25 protein-coding genes, 1 tRNA gene, 1 rRNA gene and 1 pseudogene are annotated in these 25,224 nt (G+C 67.2%); 22 read left to right on the forward strand and 6 right to left on the reverse strand.

What is annotated here, in order from left to right; translation table 11 throughout:
- Positions 1 to 146 precede the first annotated feature (146 nt).
- The 8 genes and pseudogenes from VMV28_02575 to mtnP all read left to right on the forward strand — a co-directional run bounded on the left by VMV28_02575 (position 147) and on the right by mtnP (position 4,292).
- Positions 147 to 281, forward strand: coding sequence for a hypothetical protein (locus tag VMV28_02575; GenBank protein HUZ79491.1), 135 nt, complete (start codon positions 147 to 149; stop codon positions 279 to 281).
- A gap of 90 nt (positions 282 to 371) precedes the next feature.
- Positions 372 to 493, forward strand: a 5S ribosomal RNA gene (gene rrf, locus VMV28_02580).
- Between the two features lie 103 nt (positions 494 to 596).
- A complete protein-coding gene (locus tag VMV28_02585) occupies positions 597 to 1,355 on the forward strand; it encodes a hypothetical protein (protein HUZ79492.1) in 759 nt (252 codons plus the stop codon).
- A gap of 59 nt (positions 1,356 to 1,414) precedes the next feature.
- A complete protein-coding gene (locus tag VMV28_02590; GenBank protein ID HUZ79493.1) occupies positions 1,415 to 2,335 on the forward strand; it encodes a deoxyribonuclease IV in 921 nt (306 codons plus the stop codon).
- Positions 2,336 to 2,360: 25 nt separating this feature from the next.
- Positions 2,361 to 2,531, forward strand: a pseudogene (locus VMV28_02595) (fructose-6-phosphate aldolase).
- Between the two features lie 45 nt (positions 2,532 to 2,576).
- Positions 2,577 to 2,861, forward strand: a complete 285-nt coding sequence (locus VMV28_02600) for a DUF357 domain-containing protein (GenBank protein ID HUZ79494.1) — start codon at positions 2,577 to 2,579, stop codon at positions 2,859 to 2,861.
- Positions 2,833 to 3,492: a hypothetical protein gene (locus VMV28_02605; GenBank protein HUZ79495.1), complete on the forward strand. Its 660-nt coding sequence runs from the start codon at positions 2,833 to 2,835 to the stop codon at positions 3,490 to 3,492. Before VMV28_02600 ends, VMV28_02605 begins: the two co-directional genes overlap by 29 nt.
- Positions 3,489 to 4,292 carry an S-methyl-5'-thioadenosine phosphorylase gene (mtnP, locus tag VMV28_02610; protein HUZ79496.1) on the forward strand — a complete coding sequence of 268 codons (804 nt, stop codon included), beginning with the start codon at positions 3,489 to 3,491 and terminating at the stop codon, positions 4,290 to 4,292. The genes VMV28_02605 and mtnP overlap by 4 nt, the downstream gene beginning before the upstream one ends.
- A 15-nt stretch (positions 4,293 to 4,307) precedes the next feature.
- Here the strand turns inward: mtnP and VMV28_02615 are convergent, their stop codons facing one another.
- Positions 4,308 to 4,526, reverse strand: coding sequence for a DNA-directed RNA polymerase subunit K (locus tag VMV28_02615; GenBank protein HUZ79497.1), 219 nt, complete (start codon positions 4,524 to 4,526; stop codon positions 4,308 to 4,310).
- 178 nt (positions 4,527 to 4,704) lie between these two features.
- On the opposite strand from VMV28_02615, the gene VMV28_02620 reads away from it, so the two are divergent.
- Positions 4,705 to 5,760 (forward strand): NAD-binding protein, encoded by a 1,056-nt coding sequence (locus VMV28_02620; GenBank protein HUZ79498.1) that lies wholly within the window; start codon positions 4,705 to 4,707, stop codon positions 5,758 to 5,760.
- A gap of 19 nt (positions 5,761 to 5,779) precedes the next feature.
- Here the strand turns inward: VMV28_02620 and VMV28_02625 are convergent.
- A tRNA-Gly gene (locus VMV28_02625) sits at positions 5,780 to 5,852 on the reverse strand.
- A gap of 834 nt (positions 5,853 to 6,686) precedes the next feature.
- Entirely contained in the window at positions 6,687 to 7,754 is a 1,068-nt protein-coding gene (locus VMV28_02630) for a hypothetical protein (protein ID HUZ79499.1), read from the reverse strand.
- 182 nt (positions 7,755 to 7,936) lie between these two features.
- On the opposite strand from VMV28_02630, the gene VMV28_02635 reads away from it, so the two are divergent.
- The 12 genes from VMV28_02635 to VMV28_02690 all read left to right on the forward strand — a co-directional run bounded on the left by VMV28_02635 (position 7,937) and on the right by VMV28_02690 (position 19,998).
- A complete protein-coding gene (locus VMV28_02635; protein ID HUZ79500.1) occupies positions 7,937 to 9,934 on the forward strand; it encodes a PEGA domain-containing protein in 1,998 nt (665 codons plus the stop codon).
- Positions 9,935 to 10,404: 470 nt separating this feature from the next.
- Positions 10,405 to 11,178, forward strand: coding sequence for a tRNA (adenine-N1)-methyltransferase (locus tag VMV28_02640; GenBank protein ID HUZ79501.1), 774 nt, complete (start codon positions 10,405 to 10,407; stop codon positions 11,176 to 11,178).
- Positions 11,179 to 11,180: 2 nt separating this feature from the next.
- A complete protein-coding gene (locus tag VMV28_02645; GenBank protein HUZ79502.1) occupies positions 11,181 to 11,945 on the forward strand; it encodes a hypothetical protein in 765 nt (254 codons plus the stop codon).
- A gap of 90 nt (positions 11,946 to 12,035) precedes the next feature.
- A complete protein-coding gene (locus VMV28_02650; protein HUZ79503.1) occupies positions 12,036 to 12,470 on the forward strand; it encodes a hypothetical protein in 435 nt (144 codons plus the stop codon).
- Positions 12,471 to 12,526: 56 nt separating this feature from the next.
- Positions 12,527 to 13,426 (forward strand): GNAT family N-acetyltransferase, encoded by a 900-nt coding sequence (locus tag VMV28_02655; protein ID HUZ79504.1) that lies wholly within the window; start codon positions 12,527 to 12,529, stop codon positions 13,424 to 13,426.
- An 88-nt stretch (positions 13,427 to 13,514) separates the two neighbouring features.
- Complete coding sequence (locus VMV28_02660; protein HUZ79505.1) at positions 13,515 to 14,417, forward strand: DUF4129 domain-containing protein; 903 nt, start codon at positions 13,515 to 13,517, stop codon at positions 14,415 to 14,417.
- Entirely contained in the window at positions 14,414 to 14,833 is a 420-nt protein-coding gene (locus VMV28_02665; GenBank protein HUZ79506.1) for a hypothetical protein, read from the forward strand. The genes VMV28_02660 and VMV28_02665 overlap by 4 nt, the downstream gene beginning before the upstream one ends.
- The gene (locus VMV28_02670; protein HUZ79507.1) at positions 14,830 to 16,131 is read left to right on the forward strand and encodes a DUF58 domain-containing protein; all 1,302 of its coding nucleotides are present in this window, start codon (positions 14,830 to 14,832) and stop codon (positions 16,129 to 16,131) included. Before VMV28_02665 ends, VMV28_02670 begins: the two co-directional genes overlap by 4 nt.
- Positions 16,128 to 16,661, forward strand: coding sequence for a hypothetical protein (locus tag VMV28_02675; GenBank protein HUZ79508.1), 534 nt, complete (start codon positions 16,128 to 16,130; stop codon positions 16,659 to 16,661). The genes VMV28_02670 and VMV28_02675 overlap by 4 nt, the downstream gene beginning before the upstream one ends.
- Positions 16,662 to 16,915: 254 nt before the next feature.
- On the forward strand, positions 16,916 to 17,863 hold the full coding sequence (locus VMV28_02680) for a MoxR family ATPase (protein ID HUZ79509.1): 948 nt from the start codon (positions 16,916 to 16,918) through the stop codon (positions 17,861 to 17,863).
- Between the two features lie 48 nt (positions 17,864 to 17,911).
- Entirely contained in the window at positions 17,912 to 18,865 is a 954-nt protein-coding gene (locus VMV28_02685; GenBank protein ID HUZ79510.1) for a hydroxyacid dehydrogenase, read from the forward strand.
- Positions 18,862 to 19,998, forward strand: coding sequence for an alanine--glyoxylate aminotransferase family protein (locus VMV28_02690; GenBank protein ID HUZ79511.1), 1,137 nt, complete (start codon positions 18,862 to 18,864; stop codon positions 19,996 to 19,998). Before VMV28_02685 ends, VMV28_02690 begins: the two co-directional genes overlap by 4 nt.
- A 52-nt stretch (positions 19,999 to 20,050) precedes the next feature.
- Here the strand turns inward: VMV28_02690 and VMV28_02695 are convergent, their stop codons facing one another.
- Entirely contained in the window at positions 20,051 to 20,497 is a 447-nt protein-coding gene (locus VMV28_02695; GenBank protein HUZ79512.1) for an archease, read from the reverse strand.
- A gap of 56 nt (positions 20,498 to 20,553) precedes the next feature.
- Between VMV28_02695 and VMV28_02700 the strand changes: the two genes are divergently transcribed.
- Positions 20,554 to 21,321 carry a glycosyltransferase family 2 protein gene (locus tag VMV28_02700; GenBank protein HUZ79513.1) on the forward strand — a complete coding sequence of 256 codons (768 nt, stop codon included), beginning with the start codon at positions 20,554 to 20,556 and terminating at the stop codon, positions 21,319 to 21,321.
- A gap of 4 nt (positions 21,322 to 21,325) precedes the next feature.
- Here VMV28_02700 and VMV28_02705 read toward each other — a convergent pair whose 3' ends face one another.
- Positions 21,326 to 21,478 (reverse strand): 50S ribosomal protein L40e, encoded by a 153-nt coding sequence (locus VMV28_02705; GenBank protein ID HUZ79514.1) that lies wholly within the window; start codon positions 21,476 to 21,478, stop codon positions 21,326 to 21,328.
- A gap of 456 nt (positions 21,479 to 21,934) precedes the next feature.
- Positions 21,935 to 25,186 (reverse strand): isoleucine--tRNA ligase, encoded by a 3,252-nt coding sequence (gene ileS, locus VMV28_02710; protein HUZ79515.1) that lies wholly within the window; start codon positions 25,184 to 25,186, stop codon positions 21,935 to 21,937.
- Between the last annotated feature and the right edge of the window lie 38 nt (positions 25,187 to 25,224).

Raw genomic sequence — 25,224 nt, forward strand, 5'->3', positions numbered from 1 at the left:
ATGATGATTTCGATGGGCGTCGCTCGCGCTCGGGTCCGCCGCGCGCCGTTCCGTACGTCCCAGGATAGGAACGCGACCACATCGACATCGATTGGGTGAGCGAGACCGTCTCCCGGCGGGCGGCCGGGAAAATCCGGTCGGAAGCGATGATGCACCAACCGGGCCCAGCGCTCGAGGCGGAGAACCCGAAGGCGGTCTACGTTCGGGACCCGGACGGCGTGCGGCTCGAGCTGTTCGAGACCATGGGCGCGCCGGCGAGAATCGACGCGCGACGGTACTGAAGCACCCGACGCACGCCCCGGGCCGCCTTTCCTCCGCGGAGCCCATCCGCTTCCATGAACGTTAAATAGCGTGCCTCGGTGGACCGTTCGGCTGACGGTCAAAGCGGTGGGGAAACACCCGGTCCCATTCCGAACCCGGCAGTTAAGCCCACTGGCGTTCCGCGAGGTACTGAAGTGCGCGAGCCTACGGGAAGCGCGGAAAGCTGTCAGCCTCTCCCCGGGTCCCGGGGATGTACGCTTCTCTAGCCGGTCGGGCATAGAGAGGCCGCGATCGGCTCCTCTACGTAGGAGGATCGAGAGCGCGCGAGAGACGGGATGACCGGGAATCCGGGTGCAACGGCTCCCGCCTCGGAACCATACGACAACTCCCTCAGCCGCCAAGAGCAGAAGGGGCTGCATCGCTTTCGGATGGGTGCGTGGGCCGGCTTCGTCGGAGCGGTAGCTGCGATCGCGCTTCCCGCCGCGTTCCTCTGGCTCGCGGCTTACAACCCCGGGGGCATCTTCACCTTCGACTCCACCTTCCTGCAGTACGCCAACTGGCTCCTGATCGCCGGCGCCCTGCTGTTCCTGTTATCCCTGATGATGTACCGGTGGGGATTCAGCGCGCTGCGCAAGGAGGATTCGCGGTTTGACGTCGCCATCGCCCTGTGCTGGGTCGGGTCGATCGGATTCATCCTGGTAATCGTCGGCGCGTCGTACTTCCTGGGATCTCTGGACTCGATCACCGCATGCATCCGCGGGCAACCCACCCAGGCGCTCTCGTGCCTCAACTCGCAGAGCCCCCTCGGCGCCGCCACGGCGGTGATCGGGTTCTGGCTCGGCTGGGCGGGCAGCGTCGGGGTCGTCGTCGGCCTCTTCATCGGAGGAGGTCGGATCCCCTCCGCGCTCTTGATCGTGGGTGGCGTTCTCTACCTGCTCCTGCTCGTCATCCTGGTGCTTCCCTTTGCGAGCATGCTCACCCACGTTCCGGGTCTGCGATACATCGTGATCCTCGCGCCGCTCTTCGGCATTCTCGCGCCGCTCTTCGTCCTCGGAGGAGCGCACCGTTCAGGCCCCTCCGCGGCCTCCGCTTGATCCAACGACGCCGGGCGAAATTCGACAAACCCTAAGTGCGCCGAGTTCCGTCCCGATCCGTGTACCTCGGCGCGCACATCGGCATCGCCGGTGGACTCGCCAACGCTCCCGTACAGGGCCGGCAGATCGGCTGCGAAGCGATCCAGATCTTCTCCAAGAGCCCGCAGATGTGGGCGGGTCCCCCCATCGCCCCCGAGGCGGCCCTACGGTTCCGCGAGGCCGTGGTCCGGGAGAGGCTCCGGGCCACAGCGGTACATCATGGATATCTTCTCAATCTCGCCAGCCCCAAATCCGCGATGCTCCGGCAGTCCCGGAAGACGTTCCGCGATGAGATCCAGCGCGCGGAGCTCCTCGGGGTCGACGGACTGATCTTCCATCCGGGGGCCCACACTGGATCCGGGGTCGAAGCCGGCATCGCGTCGATCACGGCAAACCTGAACGACGCCTTCCTCGCCACGCCGGGGGTCCGCGTGCGCGCGCTGCTCGAAAACTCGGCGGGACAGGGCACGACGCTCTGCTCCAGCTTCGAGGAGCTCCAGGCAATCCTCGCCGGGCTCGATACCCCGTCTCGCGCCGGCGTCGCCCTCGACACCTGCCACCTCTTCGCGGCGGGGTTCGATTTTCGCACGGCAGAGGACTACGGAGCGCTCATCGATCGCATCCGGGACACGATCGGGATCGAGCAGGTGCATGCGTTCCACCTGAACGATGCCAAATCGGGGCTCGGTTCCCACCTCGATCGCCACGAGAACATAGGACATGGGGAGATCGGGCTCGAAGGGTTCCGCCATCTCGTAAACGACCGGCGCTGGAGGGCGGTCCCCGGGTATCTCGAAACTCCGCTCGACGAGAACGGGTACGCTCGCTACGTGACCGACCTCCATAGCCTGGCCGCACTTCGACCGCGTACGTCCGGCGGATCTATCGTCGAGCAACCGGCCCGCCCCGCTCGAGCACGCCGTTCCTCCACGGCAGGGTAGAACGCCCCAGCTCCAGCGCATGCCGGAGGTCTTGGTCGCAAGCGTGCGCCACCCGGTGCATGTGCTCGAGGCGGCCCGGCTCGGTGCGGACATCGCGACGATGCCGTATGCGGTGATGGAGAAGCTTCCGGTCCATCCCCTCACGGACATCGGGCTCGCCCGGTTCCTCAAGGACTGGGAGAAGGTCCCGAAGTAGGGCCGCGCCCGCGTTATATCGCCGGCCCGCCATCGGTCACCCACCGTGACCGATCGGCCGCTGTACGCGAAGTATCTCGAGCTCACGCGGGAGGCGCTCCAGCGCGTGCGGCCCGCCGCCCCGCGGCGCTCGTTCCTCGCGGGAGCCGCCGATGATTACCTCGCGATGGCCAAGGCGTATCTCACGGACGCCGAGCATTTCGCCGAAAAGGGAGACCTCGAACGGGCGCTTGCCGCCGCGAGCTACGCGCATGCGTGGCTCGACGCGGGTGTGCGTCTTGGGATCCTGGACGGAGGGAACGATGATGCCCGTTTCACGCTCTTCCGGTAGTCCGAAGCGGCGGTTCGCGGGCGTACCGGAACCGGTCGTCGAGAGCATCGAGGCCCATCTCCGAGACCGGGAGCGTCGACGCGAGGACCTGGATGCGCGCGCCCGGCGCCTTCGACGCCATGCCCAGGGTACCATGATCCAGCTGCACGGCGGAGCCGCCTCCGCATCCGACCTCCGCATGCTCCGGGACGAGACGCGTGCGCTCGCCCAGTATCTCGACCGCGGTGCGCGCGTGGACGCCTCCCTCGCTCGCGACGCCTTCCAAGAGGCGAGCGAGGCGCTCCTCCTGGCGGCCATCGTCGGAGGTCGACGGTTGCCATCTCCGGCCGAGGTGGGGGTCGACGTGGAGTCCTATCTGCTCGGCCTCGGCGATGTAGTTGGGGAAGTGCGCCGTCTCGCGCTCGATCGCCTCGCGGCGGACGACCTCGACCGGGCCGAGGCGTACCTCGAGCTCATGGCGAGCCTCTACCATACCTTGATGCGTTTCGACACTACCCGGGCAATCGTGCCGCTCAAACCCAAGCAGGACACCGCGAGATCCTTACTCGAACGGACCCGGGGGGAGGTCGTCATGGCCCGCGTCGGGGCGCGCAACCGACCCCGGGCCATCCCTCGGAAGGAGACGCCATGAACCCCGTCGCGGAGACCCCACCTCGCCGCACGATCGCGGTGATCGGAGGCAGCGGTCTCTCCGGGATATTCGCCGGGGAGAGCAAGATGCACCGGATATCGACGCCCTGGGGGGCCCCATCGGCCCCGATCGAGGAGGGCCAAGTGGGCGGCGTGCGCACCCTGTTCCTCCCGCGCCACGGCGTCGGCCACACCATTCCGCCGCACCGGGTGAACTATCGAGCGAACATCGACGCGCTCCGGGCGCTCGGCGCGGATGCCATCGTGACGGTGAGCTCGGTCGGATCGCTCCGGGAAGAGCTCGCTCCGGGCACGTTCGTGCTGCCTCGTCAGTTCGTCGACTTCACCAAGCAGAGGCCCACCACGTTCCACGACGGAGGTCGGGTCTATCACGTGTCGATGGCCGACCCGTTCTGCCCGGACCTGCTCGCGCAGGCGTCCACGACCGGCCGGGAGCTCTCGAGCCCCTTCGCGGAAGGCTCGACGTACGTCTGCATCGAGGGTCCACGCTTCTCCACACGCGCCGAGTCGAAGTTCTTCCGAGGATTCGCGGACATCATCGGGATGACGTTGGTGCCCGAGGTCACTCTCGCGCGCGAGCGGTGCCTGTGCTATGCCTGCCTGGCCATGGTGACCGACTACGACGTGTGGGCGGAGCACCCGGTCGAGATGCGCGAGATCATCGAGACCATGAACCGTAACGTCGAGCGGATGCGCAAACTCCTCTCTGCGCTGATCCCACGGCTCGCGCGCGCCCCAACGTGCGCGTGCGCGCACGCCCTCGATCAAGCCGGAGTGTGAGCGCCCCCGGGCGCACTACGCGTGCGGCGGGCCGGCGCGGACCGTGATCGGGATGACGTCCGCCGCGAACTCGCGCTCGGCGATTTCGACCGGGTCGATCATGGAGGGCGGAAGCTCGATCAGGATGGGGGCACCGAGCGAGATCTGAAGGGCCCGAGCGCCGAGGATGCGCGCCCGCTCGAAACGGGTGAAATCTGCCGGCCCCTTCGGTGATGCAGGAACACCGGTGGTCACGACAGCATCTCCGAGGGCCGCGACGGGAGTGGCGGCCATCAAGTGCTCATCCACCTGGGCAATCCTACTTAGCATTTGCTAGGACCCGGCAGGCCCCCCGCCGTCCGGGACGTCCCCCCGGGGCACGCGATTTACGGCGATATAGAAAGAGTTACCCCTCGATGGTACTTCGGCGAACGTGGCGAGCGGTCATGTAGGTTTCTACAGCGCATTGCTGCGACGGCTGTGGAAGTTCCTCGCGGCGTACGCGGCGCTCCTCCTCGGCGCCAGCGCCGGGTTCTACCTGCTCGAGGGTGGGGGCGACGACCTAGGCACGTCGTTCTACTGGGCGGTCGTAACGATCGCGACCGTCGGCTACGGGGACGTCGTTCCCACGACGCCGAATGCTCGCTGGTTCACGATCGGTGTCATCCTGGTCGCGGTGTTCCTGACGGCGTACCTCATCTCTATCATCATCGGTGTCGTGAACGACGAGTCCCACAAGCGGAACCTCGGCATGCTCGGAACGGATTTCACCGGCCACGTCGTCGTCATCGGCTACGCCGGAGTGGGCCGCGCAGCGGTCCGCGAGCTCCTCGCCGTCGGCGAGCGCGTTGCGGTCGCGACGGCCGACATCAACGAGCTCCCCAACATCCGGGCGCTCGCGCCGGAACACCGGATCTACGTAAGCTTCTATCCGACAGGAGATTCCGAGGTCCTGAACCGATTGAATGCGGCCGCGGCCAAAGCGGTCGTCATCTGCACCCCGGACGACACGACCAACCTGATCACCGCGCTCGCGGTCCGGCAGATCGCCCCGAACGTACGGATCGTGGTATCGGTCACCCGTGCGGAGCTGCGGCCCACGCTGCGCAGCGCCGGGGTTACGTACGTGGCTTCCCCCAACGACATGGGAGGCCGCCTCGTCGCCAACGCCGCATTCCGGCCCGAGGTCGTCAACGTCTTCGAAGATCTCACGAGTGCCGCCTACGGGGCGGACATCGGCGAATACGTGCTCACTGAGAAGACCCCACTCTCTCGCCAGGCGCTCTCGGAGGCCGAGACGATGGTGCGCGCCGCTTCCGGTTGCATCGTCATCGGGTACGCGCGCCCGCGGGGCCCCGGCGAGTATGTCACGGCGCTCAACCCTCCGGCGTCCTTCCACTTCCAACCCGGCGACGCGCTCCTCGTGATGGGCAGCCTGGAGAACCTGAAGCGGCTCGAAGCGTGGCTCGGCGTACCCCAAGGACGGTAGGCGGGCGCCTCGGTCGAGGTGCGGGCACCGGGATTTGAACCCGAGTTATAGGCTTGGCAAGCCTATGTGATACCAGACTACACTATGCCCGCGTGTCGCCGACTCCTCCTCGGAGCCGTGGCCCCATAAAACGGCGACCGTGCGCGGGCAGATCTACGACTTACGGGCAACGCGAGGCGGAGCTTCAGGGTGGGGGCGGGCGCGGTCCGGACGGTCTCCCTTGCGCTCCTAAGCCCGGGGTATGGTAATGGGCACAGGGCACGATGGGCGAGAGTCGCTGGTCGGAGGGGGATGTCGTGGCCCTGAAGCACCCGGGCACTCCTCCGATCCTCGTTCCGTTGCGGCGGGGCCCCCAGCGGGTCGGCGACGCGGCGGTACTCGATCCGCGTGAGCCTTGGGACGTTCTCGCGTCAGTGCGGGCCGTGCTGTGCGACGGTGGTCGAGTAGTTACCGATACGCCCACGTAGACCCAACAGGAACGGACGGTGCGGTCGCTGAGGGGGATCGAGTTCGATGAGGTCAGGTCCGTGGAGCTCCCCGAGCAGTCCTTGCACGTCGGCGACGGGGGGAGGGCGCTGGCATTCGAGATGCTGGGACACACAGGGGTTCTGACCGTGACACGCAAGGTCGGCCGACGAAGACCGCGACCTCCTGGTCGATCGCGGGACCCTCAGGGTCGTCTTGGCTGGAGGATACCTCTGGTGGGAATCAGGTTGGTTCACAATTCTCAAGGTCGTGAGAGCCGGTGCGACGATTGGCGGATGATGCCCGTGTGCAGCTCGACCAGTTCGTGGGTATCTCGCCCTCGTTACCGTGGCTCCTACGCCTCGCCGGGCACGATCTCCATCGTCCCGACCGTCGTAGGCTTCCTCCGGTCCGCCAATCGCCCTGCGGTTCGATGCTTGGCTTCGTCCGACCCGCCCGATTTATTCGATGCGATTCGTCCCCGTATGCGACATCAGACCCTCGTACCTGTGATCGATGACGGGCCGGAGCCACTGCAGCGATTCCCGAACGATCGTAATGGCGCGTAGGCGATCTTCGAAGAATGCCTGTACGGAGATCTTCCGCCCTAAGGACCGAGAGCGCTCAGTTCCTTGTCCCACAGCGAGAAACGCGAGGAGGACATCGCCGGTGCGTTCCCCATCCACCATCGCCAAGTACGGATACACACCGCACTCTGATACGATCTCTTCCAAGAGTCGTGTCCCGGTAGTCTTGCGGATCAGCCTGCCGTGTACGAACACAAAATCATGAAGGATGCGCCCGCGGAAGCTCGGGAGGCGGCCAAGGTCTGGAAGAACTCTCCATTGGACGAGTCCATCGGCGACGAGTTGTGCTTGATTCCGGGGCAACCCCAGAGGGAATGGAGGCACCGAGCGGCTGAGAAGATGGAAGTCGCGCCGACGCTCGGATGCCGCAACGAGATCGGCGGCGGCCCGGATTCGGTCGGGTGAAACCGGCCGCTCCTCGCCGTTGTCCCCCGGGGCTGGATCGAGCTCCCGGATGCGAAGGGGGTAGGACCTGGGCCGGGCCAGCCCAAACAGAACGGCAAGTGGCCCTGAGGCATCGAAATAGGCTGGGACCCCCTCCGCGGTCGCGGGACACGTAATCCGGAGCGAGCGCGCCTGAGTGCTGCTGGTGAGCGAGTCAGTCGCCGGCGTGCTCTCCGCGGTCAGGCGAACGTAAAAGATGACATTCGGGGAGCTCCAAGCCACGACGGTCTGAGGGTCGCTCTGGAGTCGCTGCAGGTCAGAGGCCCGGCGTGCCGCGAACGGCCAAAGGACTTCGGCCGTGGCGAATCTCACTCCGGTAACGCGGGGATGAGGCACGTAGCGGTCGTGAAGCCACTCTCTCGCGTAGAGGCGGCGGCGAACGTACTGGAACGTGGAACGGGGAAGATGGCACTGCTGGATCAGCGCGCGCTCCGTGACCGGAGGCGCCCCAATCAGTGTCTGGATTACGCACGCCTCCGACTCACTTAGGTTCCGCATGAGCTCGCCAGGCGACGGTGTAGCATCCGGCTCAATTTCCTATCGGGAAATCGAGGCCCGATATAAATAGAGTCACCTGGATTGCAACGACAATGGGACGCGGACGGTTGGGCACGAGAGTAGGCAACGGCGTCGGAGCGATTGGACTGACTGCAATCATGCTTGCACTTGTAGTTTCAGCAATGCCCGGCATGGGGGCATCCCCGGCCACCGGTGCAATCCCGCTGGTCTCGGCGAACGATGGCGAGGCATCGCACTACAACGTGACGTTCGTGGAGACCGGACTCGCGCCGGGGACCTCGTGGACGGTTGAGATGAACGACGTCACACGGAATTCGAGCACCTCCACGATCACGTTCCTCGAGCAGAACGGGACATACAACTTCTCGGTGGGTGACGTAGCGGGTTATACGAGCACGGGAGGATCCGGGACGGTCACGGTGGTCGGTCTCGCGCAGTCGGTCCCAGTGACGTTCAGCACGAAGGCCGTAGGTTCCTTCCCGGTGACGTTCGTGGAAACCGGACTCGCGCCGGGGACCTCGTGGACGATCGAGATGGGCGATGCCACCCAGAACTCGAGCACCTCCACGATCACGTTCCTCGAGCAGAACGGGACATACAACTTCTCGGTGGGTGACGTAGCGGGTTACACGAGCACGGGAGGATCCGGGACGGTCACGGTGGTCGGTCTCGCGCAGTCGGTCCCAGTGACGTTCAGCACGAAGGCCGTAGGTTCCTTCCCGGTGACATTCGTGGAAACCGGACTCGCGCCGGGGACCTCGTGGACGGTTGAGATGAACGACGTCACACGGAATTCGAGCACCTCCACGATCACATTCCTCGAGCAGAACGGGACGTACCGCTTCTCGGTGGGTGACGTTCCGGGCTATGCTAGCTCGACCACTTCTGGGGCCATCATTGTGAACGGAGGGGCGGCCACTGAGACGATCGACTTCACCGCGTTCGCCGAAGACACCTACCTCCAAGTCTCAGTCCTCCCCATCAACGCGTCGGTCACCGTCAACGGGCGATCGACGATTGGCTCCGAGGGAGTGTACGTCTGGACGCTGCTCCCGGGGTCGTACTACGTAAACGTGACCCTCGTGGGTTACACGCCCTACTCGAACCTTGTGATCGTGACGGCGGGAATGGCTACCGAGCTTTCCATAGTGCTTACGGCGCTCTCGACCTACGGGTATCTTGTCGGGACCGTGACGCCCGCCACGGCGACGGTAATCGCGAGCGGGGTGATCGTACCGATCGAGGATGGGGCGTTCAACGTGACCGTGGCCCCGGGAGCTTACTACCTCTCGATAACGGCGTCCGGATACGAAAGTTTGGTACTAGAGGCTAACGTCTTCGCCGGGCAGGCCACGCACGTCACGCTCAACTTGACGACCGCCCCGACGACCGTGACGCTCTCCGGGGAGCTCTCGCCCGCTAACGGCTCGGTGGTAGTGAACGGGTTCATCGCGTACGTGAACGCAACCGGCCACTTCCAGGTCTCGGTCCTGCCCGGAACGTATACCGTGTCCGTCTCCGCTCCGGGATATTTCCCGTTTTCTGAGAATCTGACCATCTTCTCGAGCGTCACCGTGAACTTCACGTTGACAAAGGTGCCGGGATCGACCTCAATGAAGACCACAGGCAACGTGACCGCCACCGGGTACAACATTACGGTGACGGAGCTGACGAACGGCAACGGGAGCATTTCCGTCACGTTCACCTCTCAGGCCAACGGGACGTTGCTGGTCACGATCCCGTACGCGGAGGTCGAGAACGCCACTTTGGCGCAAGTCTTGTCCAGCCACGTCTACGTGAACGGTGTACTGTTCACGGACTTCGCGGTCACGGTCACGGCGAACTACACGGTCATCCTTACGGTACGCGGTCTACCAGCTGATCCGACCCTGTTGTGGACTTTCTCGTCATCTGGCTCACCTTCGGGGCCGGCTTCCGGATTCCTGGGGTTGCCCGGGAACCTCGGGTTCTATCTCCTTACATCTATCGCTCTGGCGGCCATCATCGCGACGGTCCTCGTGTTGGCATTGAAACACAGGGAAGGTCGCCCGCCCTTGCCTCCACCGGGGGATGCCACTAAGGAGACAGAGACCACGGTGGGAAAGCAGCCGGACGTGGAGGATCTCCTCATCGACGTACTCGCCCCCCTGCCTGGGTGAATCCAGCGGATCGAGAAGCCGGATCCGCGATACCATCTCGGACCTCGGACCTCGAACCGGACGGGAGTAACTCCGGACGGTCGAGACTCCCAGTGCCACCTTCGCCCACGAGCGATCGCTCCGCAGGGCGAAGCCGGGCCCGCGGCGGCGGGAGGAAGATGTAGGAGCCGCGAAGATGAATCGAACCGGACCGGAACCTTCCCGCAGTTCGAACAGGTCGATGCGAGCGCGGGGAATCGAACTCGAGTTACAGGCTTGGCAAGCCTATACGACACCAGACTACACCATGCCCGCGTGTCGCCGACTCCTCCTCGGAACCGTGGTCCCGTAAAACGGCGATCGTGCGCGGGTGGATGAACGGCTTCTGGGCATCGTGAGGCGGAGCTGCAGGGTGGTGGGGGTTCGGGCGCGGTTCGGAGGGTCTCCCTTGCTCTCATAAGCCCGGGGTATGGTGATGGGTACAGGGCGCGATGGGCGAGAGTCGCTGGTCGGAGGGGGATGTGGTGGCCCTGAAACACCCGGGTACCCCCCCGATCCTCGTTCCGTTGCGGCGGGGCCCACAGCGGGTCGGCGACGCGGCGGTACTCGACCTGACCGAGCAGATCGGTCGGCCCGTAGGCGGCTCGATCGAGTGGGTGGGCACCCGGTACGCGGTCCTCCGGCCCTCGCTCTCCGATCTCCTCTCGACCATGACGCGCGGAGCCCAGATCATCACGGCGAAGGACGCGGCGTACCTCGTGCTCCTCGCCGGGATCGGCCCGGGGGACCGAGTGGCGGAGGCGGGCAGTGGCAGCGGAGCGCTGACGACCGTGCTCGCGTACGCCGTCGGGCCCGCCGGGCACGTAGCCTCCTTCGATCGACGACCGGAAGCATTGCACCTCGCCCGGCAGAACCTCGAGCGCGGCGGACTCGCCGGTCGGGTATCCTTCCACGAGCGGGATGTCCTGGCGAACGGCATCGAGGGAACGGACTACGACGCCGTGGCGCTCGATCTGCCCGAGCCCTGGGGGGTGCTCCCTTCGGTGCGGGCCGCCCTCTGTAACGGAGGTCGTGTCGTCACCTATTCACCGACCTACAACCAGCTGGAACGGACGGTGCGCTCGCTGAGGGAGCTCCGCTTCGATGAGGTCCGCTCCCTCGAGCTCCTCGAGCGCCCCTTGCATGTCGGCGAAGGGGGCACGCGGCCCGCATTCGAGATGCTCGGCCACACCGGGTTCCTGACCGTGGCGCGCAAGGTCGACTGACGATGGTCGTGCTCTCCCTCACGATCGCGGGGGCGCTCGGGATCGTACTGACCGGAGGATACCTGTGGTGGGAGATGGGTCGGTACACGACCCCGCAGGTCGCCGAAAGCCGCTTCGACGAGCGACGGATGATCTTCGCGTACACTCTCGGTCTGTTCGTCGGGATCCTCCTCTCCCTCCCATGGCTCCTGTACCTTGCGGCGATGACGAACGCCGCTCTGCTCGGCGCCTTCGCACTTCTCGCCGTGCTCGTCCTCTCGATCGAGCTCGCCGAGTGGGCGATCCGGCGGACCCACTATTGGGGAAAGGGTCCGAGCTTCCCGTTCTACGCGGTCGGATTGCGTGCGGGGATCGTCGGGATCCTCGTGCTGGCGCTCGTGGGTCAGTACCTCTCGGCCTCGACGATCACCTGGGACGGGACCTCCGTAGTGGGACTCCAGGCGGTTGCGATCGTGGCGCTCGAGGTAACGGGCGCGCTCCTGTCCCTACCCGCGACTGCGGCCGGAAGCCCGCGACGGGGGGCCGGTGTGCTCTCGGGCGCCCTCATCTCCGGGATCGGCTTGTTCCTCCTTGGGTTCAACGCCTTCGGCGGAGAGATCGTCGGGAGCATTGCGGCGGCGATCGTCCTGATCGGCTCGATCTATCTCTATCGGCGCGCGCGTGTGATCCTCGATCGCGTCCCGCCGCCGTCGCTCGTGGGAGCGCCAGCGCCGGTCTCGCCCGGCGGTCGATACGGGCGCAAGGACCGGGACCCTCCCTCGCGATGAGCCCGACCCGCTACGACGTACTCGAGGCGGTACGGGTCGCTCGGCTCCCCTTCCATAGCTTCTTATCGGAGGGGCGCTCCGGGCCGCGCGATGGGATCGAACACGGACCACGAGAGCTGGGAGTATCGATTCCGAATCGGGCTACGCACCCACCGCGCGATCGTCTCGATCATCGTCTTCGCCGCCGGCCTCGTGCTCACGGTCCTCGCGATCGGGGCGTTCACTCCGCTGGCGAACTCCTGGCCGTTCCAGCAGATCACGGCGAGCACCGACGACAGCGGGAGCGGGGGCTGGAACTGGAACCTCGTGTTCGCGATCGTGGGTCCGATCGTCGTCATCATCGGGGCCTATCTGGTCGGCGCGTACTACACGGCCCACCGCAAGTTCGAGCACCTGATGCGAACGAAGAGCAAGGCGGAGTTCCTGCGGAACATCCCGCTGATCGAAGAGCTCCTGTGGGACCTCACTCCGAACGACGAGGTCCGCTACGCCCAGAAGCGCGAGGAGCTTCGCCTCCCCCGGTGAGGGACGCTCCGTCCTCTTGCGAGCCGGGTTAAGTAATCCCCTCCCGTTCGAAATCCATGGCCACCGGGGCCGGACCGATCGAAGATTTTCGCCTGCGCCGCCTCGACAAACCCGAGGAGTTCCGCCAGGTCGACCAGGTCCACCGGCTTGCCTGGGGCGGAGAGGAGGTCGATCCGGTTCCACCGGTGCTCCAACGAGCCGTCCAGGACAACGGGGGGCTCGTGCTCGGCGCCTTCGCCGACATCTACCTCGCGGGGTTCGCGCTCGGCTTCCTCGGCTTCGACGGAGAGCAGCTCTACCACTACCTTCACCAGCTCGCCGTCCGGCCTGAATACCAAAACCATGGGGTGGGCCATCGACTCATGAACTACTACCGGGATGAGGTCGTCCGCCTCGGCCTCGCCGAGATCCGGTGGGTCTTCGATCCGCTCCAGAGCAAGAACGCGATGCTGTTCGTCCGGCGGCTCGGAGCGCGACCGGATCGCTACCACTCCCACTACTACGGGCAGATGGGCGACGCCGTGAACGCAGGTCTCGAGACGGACCGGGTCCGCGCGGTGTGGCCGCTCACGAATCCGCAGGTCGTGGCCCGTCTCGCAGGAGCGTTCCCGAGCCCGGCGGAGGATCTCCAGCGGTGGACCTCCTCCTCGACGATCCTCGAGACCGAGCCGGGGGAGACCGGAATCCGAGTTCCCACCGCCGTTGCGGAACCCTCGGCGGAGACGTCGCACATCGAGATCCCGTTCGACCTCGATCTCGTCCGGACCCACGAGCGAGCGGCGCTGTGGCGCTGGCGGCATGCGGTGCGTGATGCCTTCCGGTCCGCGTACGATCTGGGCCATCGCGTGGAGGATTTTGCCGTGATCACCGCCGAGCACGAGCGCCGGAGCTTCTACCTATTGCGTCGGCGCGCGCCGGATCCCGGCGCTGCGAGCGAGCCCCCTCCTCCGAGCTAACCTCGGGATCCGACGTCCCGGAGGATGTGGGGGACGCCGTCGACCGTTGCGCAAAGCGGCATATGGAGTGCGGTGCGTACCGGTAGGGATGAGCGCGATCCGCCGTTCCCCTCCGGCGTTTTCGCTCTCCTGGGTGTTGATCCTGGGGATCGCGCTCGCCGTGGGCGGTGCGGCCGCACTCTTGACGGCCTCCGCCACGGCGCCTGCCTCTTCCTCGACCTCTCCCACCCTCCTCGAGCTCTCGGAGACGGCGTTCCAATGGATTCTGGTGGCGGGAGTCCTGGGGGTCGCCGGATTCCTGATCGTCGACCGGCTCCGGCAACGAACCATGCCCTACCCTGCCCGGATCCTCGCCGTGCTGCTCACCGCGATCGTCCTCCTGACGGTCTTCGCGGTGGTGGGTCGGGGCCTCGGGGGTGGAAGCCTGCTGCCACTGAGCCCCGTGGGCCCGGGCTCGAACGACACGTCGGGGGGTGGCAACGCCTCCCCCGGGGCGAACGGTACCGGGTCGGGCACAGGCTTCGCACCACTCCACCTATCCATCCCCCCGTGGGCGCTGTTCGCGTTGGTTGCGGTGGTCGCGCTCGTCGGGACAGCGGTAGCCCTGCGGATGCTCGGGACTCGTGAACGCACGCGAGCCGCACGCCCGATCCCCTCCGACGAGGAGGTTCGCGAGGTGCTCGTGCAGGCTTCCGCTGCACTCGACGCGGACGAGGAGCCCCGGACGGTGCTCGTGCGCCTGTACGGCCTGCTCCTGGACCGCCTGACTCCGATCGTGGGGGACACGGATCGGCAGACCGCCGAGGAGATCCGGCGGGGCCACTTGATGCGTCTCGGGATCCGGCCCGATACCGCGCAAGAGATCACGCACCTCTTCGAGGAGGCCCGCTACTCGCCGCACCTGATCGGACCGGGGGAAGTGGCCCGGGCGAAGTCCGCCATCCAGCGAGCCATCGAGGAGCTGGACGCCAAGGAGGCCCATCGGGCGTGACGGCAGCTCCATCCACGGGCGCGATCGTAGGGATGCTCGCCCTCATCGCGATCGCCATCGCGCTCGCGGTCGCGGTAGGACCCAACCTCGCCCTGGCCGTGCCCGCGGGTGCGGCGGCGGTGATGCTCGCGGCCGCACTCGGCCTGTACGGCGCTCTCGCTAGCCGCGGCGAGGATCGCAGACCCGTGCGCGTTCCAGATAGCCGGCCCTCGCTCCGGGCTCTCCAGGCGTTCGCGGGCGACCGGATCCACCGAGAGGAGCTGGTCCTCCTGCTCGATCACGTCGAGCGCGCCGGACCGAACCCCCGGCTACCCTCTCGCCCCCGGGGCGAGCTCGCCGCGATCGCATCGATGAACGCCGCGGGATTCCGCAGGTACATCGCCACCCGGGTCGAACAGTTGGAGCGGGAATTGTGATCTTCGGCGGGGAGACCGAGCAATCCCGGCTCCAATGGCGGCCCCGATCCTGGCTCTTCTATGGGATCGGAGCCGTCCTTCTCGTGCTCGCGTTGGCGGCGCGGACCCCGGTTCCACTCTTCCTCGCATTGCCGTTCCTGCTCGCCCCCCTCGGGGCGGCTCTCCTCGGTCCTCGACGGGCGAGCGCGGTGCTCGACTGGAGTGTGTACGGCGGCGAAGAGGAGGTCACCATCCGAGGACGGGTCCTACCAAGCGAGCGTGCGCTCCGGCCGCAGGAGCTTCGACTACGGCTGGACCGGCCTCCCGGCCTCCTCGTTCGCGCTCCGCCTCGTTTCGAGTACGCCGAGGGCTCCCTGAACTTCGAGTTCTTCTGGAGGGCCCACGAGCCGTTGATCACCCAGATCGCGGTGCCCGAGGTCCTATGGGTCGACCCGCTCGGTCTGGTCGAGCGATCGATTCGACCGGTCGCCGAGGAGCTCTCGATCGAGCGATATCCTCCCGAGATCGGTCGCATCGGACGTGTCCGGCTCATGCGGACGATCGTCCTTCCTGGGGAGACTCGCTCCCGCGCGCTCGGTTCGAGCGGAGAGTTCTTCGGTCTGAGGATCGCACTTCCATCCGATCCGCCGCGTCAGATCAATTGGGCTGCCACCGCACGTTCGGGGCGTACGTGGGTCAACGAGTTCCATCTCGAGCGTACGGGCGACATCCTGCTCGTCCTCGACCTGCGCCCGACCGGGCTCGGCCCCGAGGTCGACAAGCGAGTCGTGGGCGTCGCGCGCGCGGCGGCCCTGGGGATCGCCGGAGCCTTCCTTCGGGAGAAGGCCCGGGTCGGCGTGGCCACGTACGGGGAGTTCCTGACGGCGGTCCCGCTCGGAGCGGGTCGGGCCCAGCGATTCCGCATCCGCCACGTGCTGATGGACAGCCACGTTGCTACCGTCGCGGGGCCGTCCGAACGATGCGCGATCGCGATGCGACGCTACTTTCCTGCCGGCGTCACCACGATCCTGCTCGCCCCCCTCGCCGATGAGGAGGCCGCCCGTCTCGTTCCCTACCTCCGCCGGCGAGGGTTCCCGACCGTGGTGCTGAGCCCCTCGCCGATCACCGCGGCTTCCGATCCGCCGGGATGGAGCGAGGCGGACCTCGCGCTCATGCACCGGCTGCTGCGCTTAGCCCGCCACGAGCGGATCACCCGGGTCTGGAAAGACGCTCCCGTGATCGATTGGGAGGAGTACTGGTCGCTCGCGGGCTTCCAGGCGATGCTGCGAGCGGGACTTGGCTCGCGGAGGCGTTCGTGACGACAAAACCGACCGCGCCGCCCCGAACCCTGCGCCCTGAGGGCCCGGGCCTGCTCGCGGCCGGAGCGGCGGTCGCGGTAGGGCTCGGGATCTGGGACCCGCACGGAGCTCTGGCGGGAATCGCGATCGCCATCGTGGGATTCGTGGCTGCCGGGGCGCTGCGCGCGTTCGCTGGACGGAGCGTCCGGCCATACGAGTTCCTGCCGGCCGTGGCCTCCCTCGGATACCTCACCCTCGTCGTTCCGACCTCGCTCGTCACCGATCTGTTGGCCGGGGTCTCCGCGCTCGCGCTCTTCGTCTGGCTTGCGGACGACCCGGAGCTGCCGCGCGGCAACCTGCGACGCTCCGGGGATGTGCTCCTCCTGCCGGCGCTCGGCCTCGCGGTGGCCCTTTCGAGCTCGCTGCTCATCCAGCCGGGATACGTCTACGTGGGGGTCGCGGCAGGGCTCCTGGTGGGAGGCCTCCTCGCGGTCGCCTGGGTGCTCAGCCATCCCGAAACGTTCGATGCGCCCGACACGCCAACGATTTAGCCGACGGCCCCTCTCGTGCGATCGGCGCGGCCTCAAGGTCGCGCTCGGGTACCGTCGAAGGGTCCCTCTCGACCCAACGCGGACGGGTCGTCCGCAGGGAGTGAAGTGAGGACAACCCCGGTGTCCGACAGCCCCGGCCTGGGTCAGACCGCGGAGAGGGCATCGGCCTACGGTGATGCGGATCGTTACGGTCGGGGAATAGCGGAGGCGGCCACATATACCGGTCGACGTTCGTGAAGCACGAGGGACGGAGGATGGACGGGGCCGCGACGCGCGTTCGGATGGGCCGGATCCGCGAGGCCGTCCACCGGGCGATCGTAGGTCGGGACGCGGTCCTCGACCAGATTGCGGTGGGCCTCCTCGCGGACGGGCATCTCCTGCTCGAGGATCTTCCGGGCCTCGGCAAGACGCTCATGGCGAAGTCCTTCGCCCAGGCCCTCGGGCTGAAGTTCCAGCGGATCCAGTTCACCTCCGACCTCCTGCCGCACGACATCACCGGCACCGAAATCCTGGAGGTGGATCGACAGATCCGCTTCCGGCCCGGCCCGTTGTTCGCGAACCTGGTGCTGGCCGACGAGATCAATCGCGCTCCCCCCAAGGTGCAGTCGGCTCTGCTCGAGGCGATGCAGGAGTACCAGGTCACCAGCGAACGATCGACGTACCCGCTCGACCGACCGTTCCTTGTCCTCGCCACCGAGAACCCGCTCGAGCTCGAAGGAACCTATCCACTACCGGAAGCCCAGATCGATCGGTTCCTCCTTCGATTGAGGGTGGGGTACCCCACCATCGAGGAGGAGCGAGAGATCCTGAAGCGTCGTCGCGAGCGCAAGCAAGAGACGGTCGAGGTTCCCCCCGTCCTGACCCTCTCGGAGTTCCAGGAGATGCAGCGCTCGGTAGAGGAGGTCGCGGTGGACCCCTCCATCGAGTCCTACATCGTCGATCTCGTCCGCGCGACGCGCGACGACCCGCGTTCGGAGGTCGGCGCCTCCCCCCGGGGCTCGCTCGCGCTCGTCCGCATCGCGCGGGCCCGCGCGCTGGTCGAAGGGCGGGACTACGTGCTCCCCGACGACGTGAAGTCCTACGCCATTCCCGCGCTCGCCCACCGCATCACGGTCAAGGCCGAGCCCTGGATCCGTGGGATCCGCGGTGAGGAGATCGTGCGGGTAGCGCTCGAACGCACGACCGTACCGAAGGTGCCCTAGGTCCAGAGAGAGCGGAAAGGCTTAGCTCCCCACTCGATTCGCCGTGCCGTGCCCGATGTCGCTCGGATCGTAGTGATCGCGGACCCGATCGATCGAGCCGCGGTGGATCGATTGCGCTCGGGACCCTGCACCGTGGTCGATGCCACGGCCGGCGCCGGCGCGCTCCGCGCCGCGCTTCCCACCGCGTGGGCGCTCGTGGTGCGCAGCCGGACGAAGGTGACCGAGGAAGTGCTCCGTAACGCGCCCCACCTGCGTGTCATCGCTCGGGCGGGGGTTGGGGTGGACAACATCGACATGAACGCCGCCGCAGCCCGGTCGATCGACGTCGTCAACGCGCCCAGTGCCGCGACCGCGAGCGTCGCCGAGCTCACGGTGGCGTTCGCCCTGATGCTCGTCCGCCGGATGTGGCCAGGGATCGCATCGACCAAGGCCGGGGGCTGGGAGCGCGGCACCAACGGCGGGGAGATCGCCGGGCGCACGATCGGCTACATCGGGTACGGTCGGATCGCGCGCGAGGTCCAGCGGCGACTGGTGCCGTTCGGCGTCCATGCGATCGCCTACGATCCCTTCCTTCGCGCCCCGGTCGACGCGACCGAGCTTGTGGATCTACCGACCCTGCTCGGCCGAGCGGACATCGTCAGTCTGCATGCGTCCCTCACCCCGGAGAACCACCACCTGATCGACGCCCGCGCGCTCGAACAGATGCGGCCGGGCGCGGTGCTGATCAACGTGGCGCGGGGGCCCCTCGTCGACGAGGCGGCGTTGCTCGCGGCGTTGAAATCCGGACGACTCGCCGGCGCGGCGCTGGACGTCTTCGAAGAGGAACCACCCAAGCTCCGGGAGCTGCTCGAACGGCCCGACGTCATCGCGACCCCGCACATTGGCGCTTCCACTCGGGAAGGCCAGGCGCGTGCCGGGAACCTCGTCGTGGACGAGATCCTGCGCGCGGCCCGCGCAGAGCCTTTGACCGCGCGCGTGCTCCCGCCAAGCGGGGCCTTATGACGTTCGATCCCGAAACCGCCACGTTCCTGATCGCCGGACCGGTCCGCATCCATCCGCGCGTGCTGCGCGCAATGTCGATGCCGTCCCTGAACCATCGGGGTGACTACTTCCACGGGGTGGTGGCCGAGATCCGCGAGCTGTTGCCCGTGCTCTTCGGTACGAAGGGTCACCAGGTCATCCTCACGGGCAGCGGGACCTCCGGTCTCGAGGCGGTCTACTCCAGCCTCGTCCCGAAGGAGGGGCGCACCCTCGTGCTCAGCAACGGGAACTTCGGGCAACGCACGGACGCGATCATGCGCCGCTACTCTTCGCAGGTGACGACGATCAGCGCTCCGTGGGGCCAGAACATCCCTCTCGAGGCGGCTCGGACCGAGCTCGAGAAGGGCGATATCCGCGCGGTCTGCGTCGTGCACAACGAGACGAGCGTCGGGCTCGCGAACGATATCGCTTCGCTCGCCCCCGCGGTACGCAAATCCGGCGCGCTGTTCCTGGTCGATGGGATCAGCGCGGTCGCCGGGATCCCTTGCGATATCGATGCCTGGGGCATCGACGCGCTCGTGGCGGGCCCCCAGAAGGGGCTCGCCGCTCCGGCGGGCCTCGCGATCGTCCATCTTTCCGATCGCGCGGTCCGGGAACTGCACCCCGGAACGTACTATCTCGACCTGAAGGCGCACCTTACGTCGCTCGAGAAGAACGACACCCCGTGGACGCCGGCCGTCCCTCTCTTTCTCGCGCTGCGGGAAGCCCTCGTGCTCCTGCGCGAGGAGACGCTCGAAGGGCGGCTCGCCCGGACCCGCCGGCTCGCGGAGGCCACCCGAGCGGCGACGAGCGCCCTTGGCTTGGAACTCTTCCCCGACCCGCGCTACGCGAGCGACACGGTCACCGCGATCCGCAACCCCAGCGGAATGGAGGATGCTCAGGTCCGCAGGGCCCTCGAGCGCCAGTACAACGTCTTGGTGCAGGGAGGTCAGGGTGAGCTGACGGGCAAGATCTTCCGGATCGGGCACATGGGGATCGCCGACTGGCCCGATCTCTTGGTCGTCTTCGCGGCCCTCGAGCGGATCCTCGGGAAGGCCGGGCGCCTGCCCCGACCGGGCGCCGCGTTGCAAGAGATCGTCCAGCGGATGCCCTGAACCGAACCGTGGGCCCGCCGCTGTTCACTCCTCCGATGGGAGTTCGCTCCGCTCAGATGTCGACGATGACCCGCGCCCGGCCCCGTTCCAGGTCGATCACGAGGTCGTGGAGAGTGATCGCCTTCACCTCGATCCGGAGGTGGTGGCGTGTCGGGTCGTACTTCTCCCCGGAGACGCTCGCGAGGATCCCCGTCGGAGGCCGGCCGATCGGGCGTGCCTCGATCGAACGGACGAGGAAGCCCTCGACGGTCTGGAGCAACAGGAGCTGGTTGAGGTAGGCGACCGTAAGGGAGATCGGGTCGACGCCGGTGGCGCTGAGGGCGCGTTCCTCCCGAGCTTCCACGCGCCGTAGATCGGTCTGAAGGGCGAAGAGTCCGAGCCCGAGGGCCTCGAAGAGCTCGGCCGGCGACCCTCCGGTCGCCCAGATCCCCATGTCGGCCGTGGTGGGAAAACTTCCCCACCGGCGGCGCGGGCGAAGGCCGGAAGCACCCCGCGGCACGAGAGTGCCCAGGAGGACGAGGCGTTTAAGGGGTCGGCGGTCTGCGAGAGGTTCTAATGCGCGCCAGCATGGTCGTCCCGACCCTCAACGAGGCGGGTTCGATCACCACGGTGCTCCGCACCTTCCGGGGGGCCGCGGAACAGGCGAATCGCACGATCTTCCGGGACGATCCGATCGACTGGGAGGTCCTCGTGGTCGACGGGGCCTCGACCGACGGGACGGGAGCTGCGGCCGAAGCCGAGGGTGCCCGCGTGATCGTGGAACGTCGCAAGGGGTACGGACGGGCGTATCGGACGGGCTTTGCCGAGGCGAGCGGAGAGATCGTCGCGACATCCGACGGCGATGGCACGTACCCGGTCGAGGAGATCCCCGCCCTCGTCCGACGCCTGATCGATGAGCGGCTCGATTTCCTCACGGGCGATCGCCTCGCGTATGTCACGCGCGAGGCGATGACAACCGAGCACCGGATCGGGAACTGGGTGCTCAACTTCTCCTTCGAGATCGCCTACCATCGGTACCTGACGGGGCCGACCGGCACTCCGATCCACGACAGCCAGAGCGGACTGTGGGTCTTCCGTCGTTCGATCCTCGACCGGGTCGTTCTCACCCAGGATGGGATGGCGATGAGCGAGGAGCTCAAGATCGAGGCGCTCATCCGCGGGTTCCACGTTCTCGAGGTTCCGATTCGGTACGGGGAGCGGGTCGGCCATCCCAAGCTCTCGAGCTGGCGCGACGGGGTGCGGAACGGCTGGTTCCTGCTGCGCAAGCGCTTCTACCTCGATCGCGAAGAGCGGACCGCGGCGCGCCGCACGGCGGCGCGCTGATCCGTTACTGGGTCTTCCCCGAACGCTCGCGGGACTTGACGCGCAGGCCCTTGTAGCCGCACTTGCGGCACTGGACGGCCTTCGGAGGGTTCCGTGCCGAGCAGCTCATGCAGATCTTCTTGTTGAGCAGTCGCTCGACCGCCTCGGGGAACGGCATAGGTGCGCGGCGGGACCGTGGACCCGTATAAAGCGTGTCCCAACCGCAGGGCCTCGGGAACCGCCTCTTCCCGGTTCGCCTCGGCGTCGTCGACCACAAGCACCTCGGGTCCCGGGAACCGCTATCGCGGGACCGAGCCTCTCGGGAGCATGGTCGCTCTGAGCACGGGGCGGTGGGCCGTGCGTGAGGCGCGCGCGGCGATCGCGGGCTCCCTCGGTCTCCCCGCCCGTCCCATGGGCACACCCCCTCCCGATGCCGAGGAGTCCCGAGGCGTGTTCGTGACCCTGGTCGACCACCCCTCGGGGAGGTTGAGAGGATGCATAGGATACCCCCTGCCCGTCCTGCCGCTCGAACAGGCGATCCGCGGCGCCGCCGTGGCCAGCGCGCACGAGGATCCCCGATTCCCATCCCTCCTCCCGGAGGAGTTCGACCGGATCGTGGTCGAGGTGTCGATCCTCACGCCGCCCCAGCCGATCGCCGCTTCCGACCCCGAGGGCCGGCTCGCTTCGGTCGAGGTCGGGCGGGATGGGCTGATCGTACGCGCTCGGGGCGCGAGCGGGCTGTTGCTCCCGCAGGTCGCTGTCGATCAGGGCTGGGACGCTTCCGAGTTCCTGGATGCGACGTGCGAGAAAGCCGGGCTGCCCTTCGCCGCGTGGCGACAGGCCTCGACCGTCGTCGAGCGGTTCCGGGCCGAGGTCTTTGCGGAGGTCGAGCCGAACGGGCCGGTGGCCCCGCGGAGGGGCGCTCCTTCCGGGAGATCCGCGCCGTAAAGCGGGATCCTTCGACCTCCCAGCTCCGTACCTCGGGTCCGTCCGGGAGCAACGCATCGACGAGATCGAGAGGTTCGGCGAGGAGTTCCCGCGCCACGGTCTCTCGATGCCGCGCGAGGGCGCGGTGGATATAGTCGGTCGCCCCGATGCGGATCGCCACCAGTTCGGTGAACTTCAGCTGCATCTCCTTGCGCGTCTGCTGGAGCCGGCGGAGCACCTCCCGGACCAGCCCCTCCTCGAGCAGCTCCGGGGTTGGCCGTCGGGAGAGCGCCGCTTGGGTGGCCCCCTCCTCTCGCCGAAGCACCCAATCCGCTTCTGGGTAGTCCTTCGGATCCGCCTGGGGCGCGAACGTCACGCGGCGAACGTTGAGCTCGGCGGCGAGGATCTCGTCCCGCTCGCGCCTCCACGGCTCGGTGTCCGCGGGACCGCGTGAGAAGAAGACGAGTTCGGCGAGCGGTATCCGCGACTTGACCTGGGCCCGCTGGCGGAGCTCGCGTCCGATCTCGACCAGCTCGCGGATCCTCTGCATGCCTCGCTCGAGATGTTCGTCGCGTTTGCCGGCCCCTTCGGGCCACGCCCCGAGGTGGACCGAGGACGAGGATTCCGTGAACGGCGCGTCCGAAAGCTCCTGGTGGATCCATTCGGCAGTGAACGGAGCGAACGGGGCCAACAGGCGAGCGGTCACGGAGAGCGTGTAGGAGAGGGTCGCGTGCGCCTCCCGACGCGCCGGATCGTTCGCCTCGGCCCAGAATCGGGGCCGAGAGCGTCGGAGGTACCAGGTCGACAGATCATCCACGAACGAGCGGATCGCCTGGGCGGCGGGCCGGGGATCGAACGACTCGAGCGCGTCGGTCGTAATCTTGCGCGTTGCTTCCAGGCGGGAGAGCAGCCACCGATCGAGCGCGTTCTCCGGTCGGGGCCGCTCCCATACGGTCGCAAGACCGTCCGCCTCGGAGTTCTGCCGATAGAACGCGACGACGTTCGTCAGCGTCCCGAGCGTCCGGGCCCCGGCCTGTCGGATGGTGTCTTCCGCGATGCGCATCCCCTCGGTGAAGTCGACAACGAGAACCGACCACCGGACCATGTCCCCGCCGAACCGCTCGAGAAGCGCGAGCGGCTCGAGCACGTTGCCCTTGGACTTCGACATCTTCTTGCCGGTGGTGTCGAGGCCGTGACCGGTCACGAGGGCCGCACGGTAGGCGGGGCGATCGAACAGCCCGACCGACAGCACCAGGAGCGTGTAGAACCAGCCGCGGGTCTGGTCGATCGCCTCGGAGACGTAGTCGAGGGGCGCCGCGGGCTCGAACGGCCCCGGCTCGAAGGGATAGTGGAACTGAGCGAACGGTGCCGCTCCGCTATCGTACCACACGTCGATCGTGTACGGTTCCCGCACGCTCTTCTCGCCGCATGCGGGGCAGGCGAAGGCGATCCGGTCGACCGTTACTCGGTGGGGGTCGAACTCCGGTGGGAGCCCTTCTCCCGAGCGTTCCTCGAGCTCGGCAAAGCTTCCGATGCAGGTGGGGTGGCCATTCGAGCACATCCAGATCGGCAGCGGGGTCCCCCAGTACCGGCTGCGGGAAAGTGCCCAGTCCTTCGCCTCGGTCAGGAAGTTGCCGAAGCGACCCGCGCGCAGGTGCGCGGGGATCCAGGCGACTCCGGAATTGTGCCGGACGAGCGCCTCCGAGAAGCGCGACGTGCGGACGAACCAGGAATCGATCGCGCGGTACAGGAGTGGAGTTTCGCATCTCCAACAGAACGGGTAGGTGTGGCGCACCGACTCGTTTCTCTCGAGGAGTCCACGATCTGCGAGGTCTTGGATCAGGATCGGATCGGCGGTCTTGAACCACTTTCCCTGGACGAGGGGGACGAGGGAAGTGAAGACGCCGCGCCCATCCAGTGGATCGAACCCACCGACGCCCTCCCGGGCGCCGATCCGCTGATCCTCCGGCCCGAAGTTCGGGGAGCAGTGAACGAGCCCCGTTCCTTCATCGGTCGCGACCATGTCGTCCAGGACCACGCGAAACCGCCCCGGTCCCGGTGGCACGAACGGGAACGGTGGGCGATACTCCCGGCCGGCCAGTTCGCGGCCGGTCAGTCGCGTCACGATATCGGCTCCCGCAGGAAAGTACCGGGGAAGCGCGGCTTCGGCGAGGATCCCTTCGGTACCATCGCTAAGGCGAACGACGACGTAGGTAAGGTCCGCACGCGCGGTGACGAGAAGGTTCGAGACCAGCGTCCACGGGGTTGTCGTCCAGACGAGGAGGGAGCGCGGAGGACCGATCTCTCCGAGCAGCGGGAAGCGGACGGTAATGGACGGATCGGTCGCCTCCTTGTAGCCCTGGGCGACCTCGTGCGAGGAGAGCGTCGTCTCGCATCGCGGGCAGTACGGGAGCACGTAGTGACCCTTCTCGAGGAGACCGCGATCGAAGAGAACCTTGAGCGACCACCAGACGCTCTCGATGTACGAGGGTTGCATCGTGGTGTAAGGATGGGTATAATCGAGCCAGTAGCCGAGGCGCTCGCTCATCTCCTCCCAGATCGCCGCGACCGAGAGCGTGGTCGCGCGGCACTCGTCGCAGAACCGGGCCACTCCGAAGGCCTCGATCTCCTTCCGGGACTTCAGGCCGTGACGCTTCTCGACCTCGATCTCGACCGGAAGACCGTGGCAGTCCCAGCCGGCCATCTCGCTGATGATCCGGTAGCCGCGCATGCGGCGATACCGGAGCTGAAGGTCCTTGGTGGCCCGGGGGAGGATGTGCCCGATGTGGGGTCGCCCGTTCGCAGAGGGAGGGCCCTCGGTGAATCGGAACGTCGGGGCTCCCGGGCGGTCGGCGAGCGCGCGTTCGATCACGCCCGCCCGCTTCCAGTACTCCGATACCCGGGTCTGGATCGCCGTGGGAGAGGGGCTCCCGCTCCCTCCCTCGTCTTCCGCGGGCATGCGTCGTGCGACGGGACAGGGGGAGATAAAAGCGGCCC

It is taken from the genome of Thermoplasmata archaeon, from assembly GCA_035532555.1.
In the GTDB taxonomy this organism is placed as follows: Archaea; Thermoplasmatota; Thermoplasmata; order Lutacidiplasmatales; family UBA184; genus Lutacidiplasma.

Excerpts from the sequence above, each read along its gene's own strand:
- VMV28_02575 (HUZ79491.1), top strand. The coding sequence starts at position 147 with ATGATGCACCAACCGGGCCCAGCGCTCGAGGCGGAGAACCCGAAGGCG.
- VMV28_02585 (HUZ79492.1), top strand. The coding sequence starts at position 597 with ATGACCGGGAATCCGGGTGCAACGGCTCCCGCCTCGGAACCATACGAC.
- VMV28_02605 (HUZ79495.1), top strand. The coding sequence starts at position 2,833 with ATGATGCCCGTTTCACGCTCTTCCGGTAGTCCGAAGCGGCGGTTCGCG.
- mtnP (HUZ79496.1), top strand. The coding sequence starts at position 3,489 with ATGAACCCCGTCGCGGAGACCCCACCTCGCCGCACGATCGCGGTGATC.
- VMV28_02630 (HUZ79499.1), bottom strand. The coding sequence starts at position 7,754 with ATGCGGAACCTAAGTGAGTCGGAGGCGTGCGTAATCCAGACACTGATT.
- VMV28_02635 (HUZ79500.1), top strand. The coding sequence starts at position 7,937 with ATGCCCGGCATGGGGGCATCCCCGGCCACCGGTGCAATCCCGCTGGTC.
- VMV28_02640 (HUZ79501.1), top strand. The coding sequence starts at position 10,405 with ATGGGCGAGAGTCGCTGGTCGGAGGGGGATGTGGTGGCCCTGAAACAC.
- VMV28_02645 (HUZ79502.1), top strand. The coding sequence starts at position 11,181 with ATGGTCGTGCTCTCCCTCACGATCGCGGGGGCGCTCGGGATCGTACTG.
- VMV28_02650 (HUZ79503.1), top strand. The coding sequence starts at position 12,036 with ATGGGATCGAACACGGACCACGAGAGCTGGGAGTATCGATTCCGAATC.
- VMV28_02655 (HUZ79504.1), top strand. The coding sequence starts at position 12,527 with ATGGCCACCGGGGCCGGACCGATCGAAGATTTTCGCCTGCGCCGCCTC.
- VMV28_02660 (HUZ79505.1), top strand. The coding sequence starts at position 13,515 with ATGAGCGCGATCCGCCGTTCCCCTCCGGCGTTTTCGCTCTCCTGGGTG.
- VMV28_02680 (HUZ79509.1), top strand. The coding sequence starts at position 16,916 with ATGGACGGGGCCGCGACGCGCGTTCGGATGGGCCGGATCCGCGAGGCC.
- VMV28_02690 (HUZ79511.1), top strand. The coding sequence starts at position 18,862 with ATGACGTTCGATCCCGAAACCGCCACGTTCCTGATCGCCGGACCGGTC.
- VMV28_02700 (HUZ79513.1), top strand. The coding sequence starts at position 20,554 with ATGCGCGCCAGCATGGTCGTCCCGACCCTCAACGAGGCGGGTTCGATC.
- VMV28_02705 (HUZ79514.1), bottom strand. The coding sequence starts at position 21,478 with ATGCCGTTCCCCGAGGCGGTCGAGCGACTGCTCAACAAGAAGATCTGC.
- ileS (HUZ79515.1), bottom strand. The coding sequence starts at position 25,186 with ATGCCCGCGGAAGACGAGGGAGGGAGCGGGAGCCCCTCTCCCACGGCG.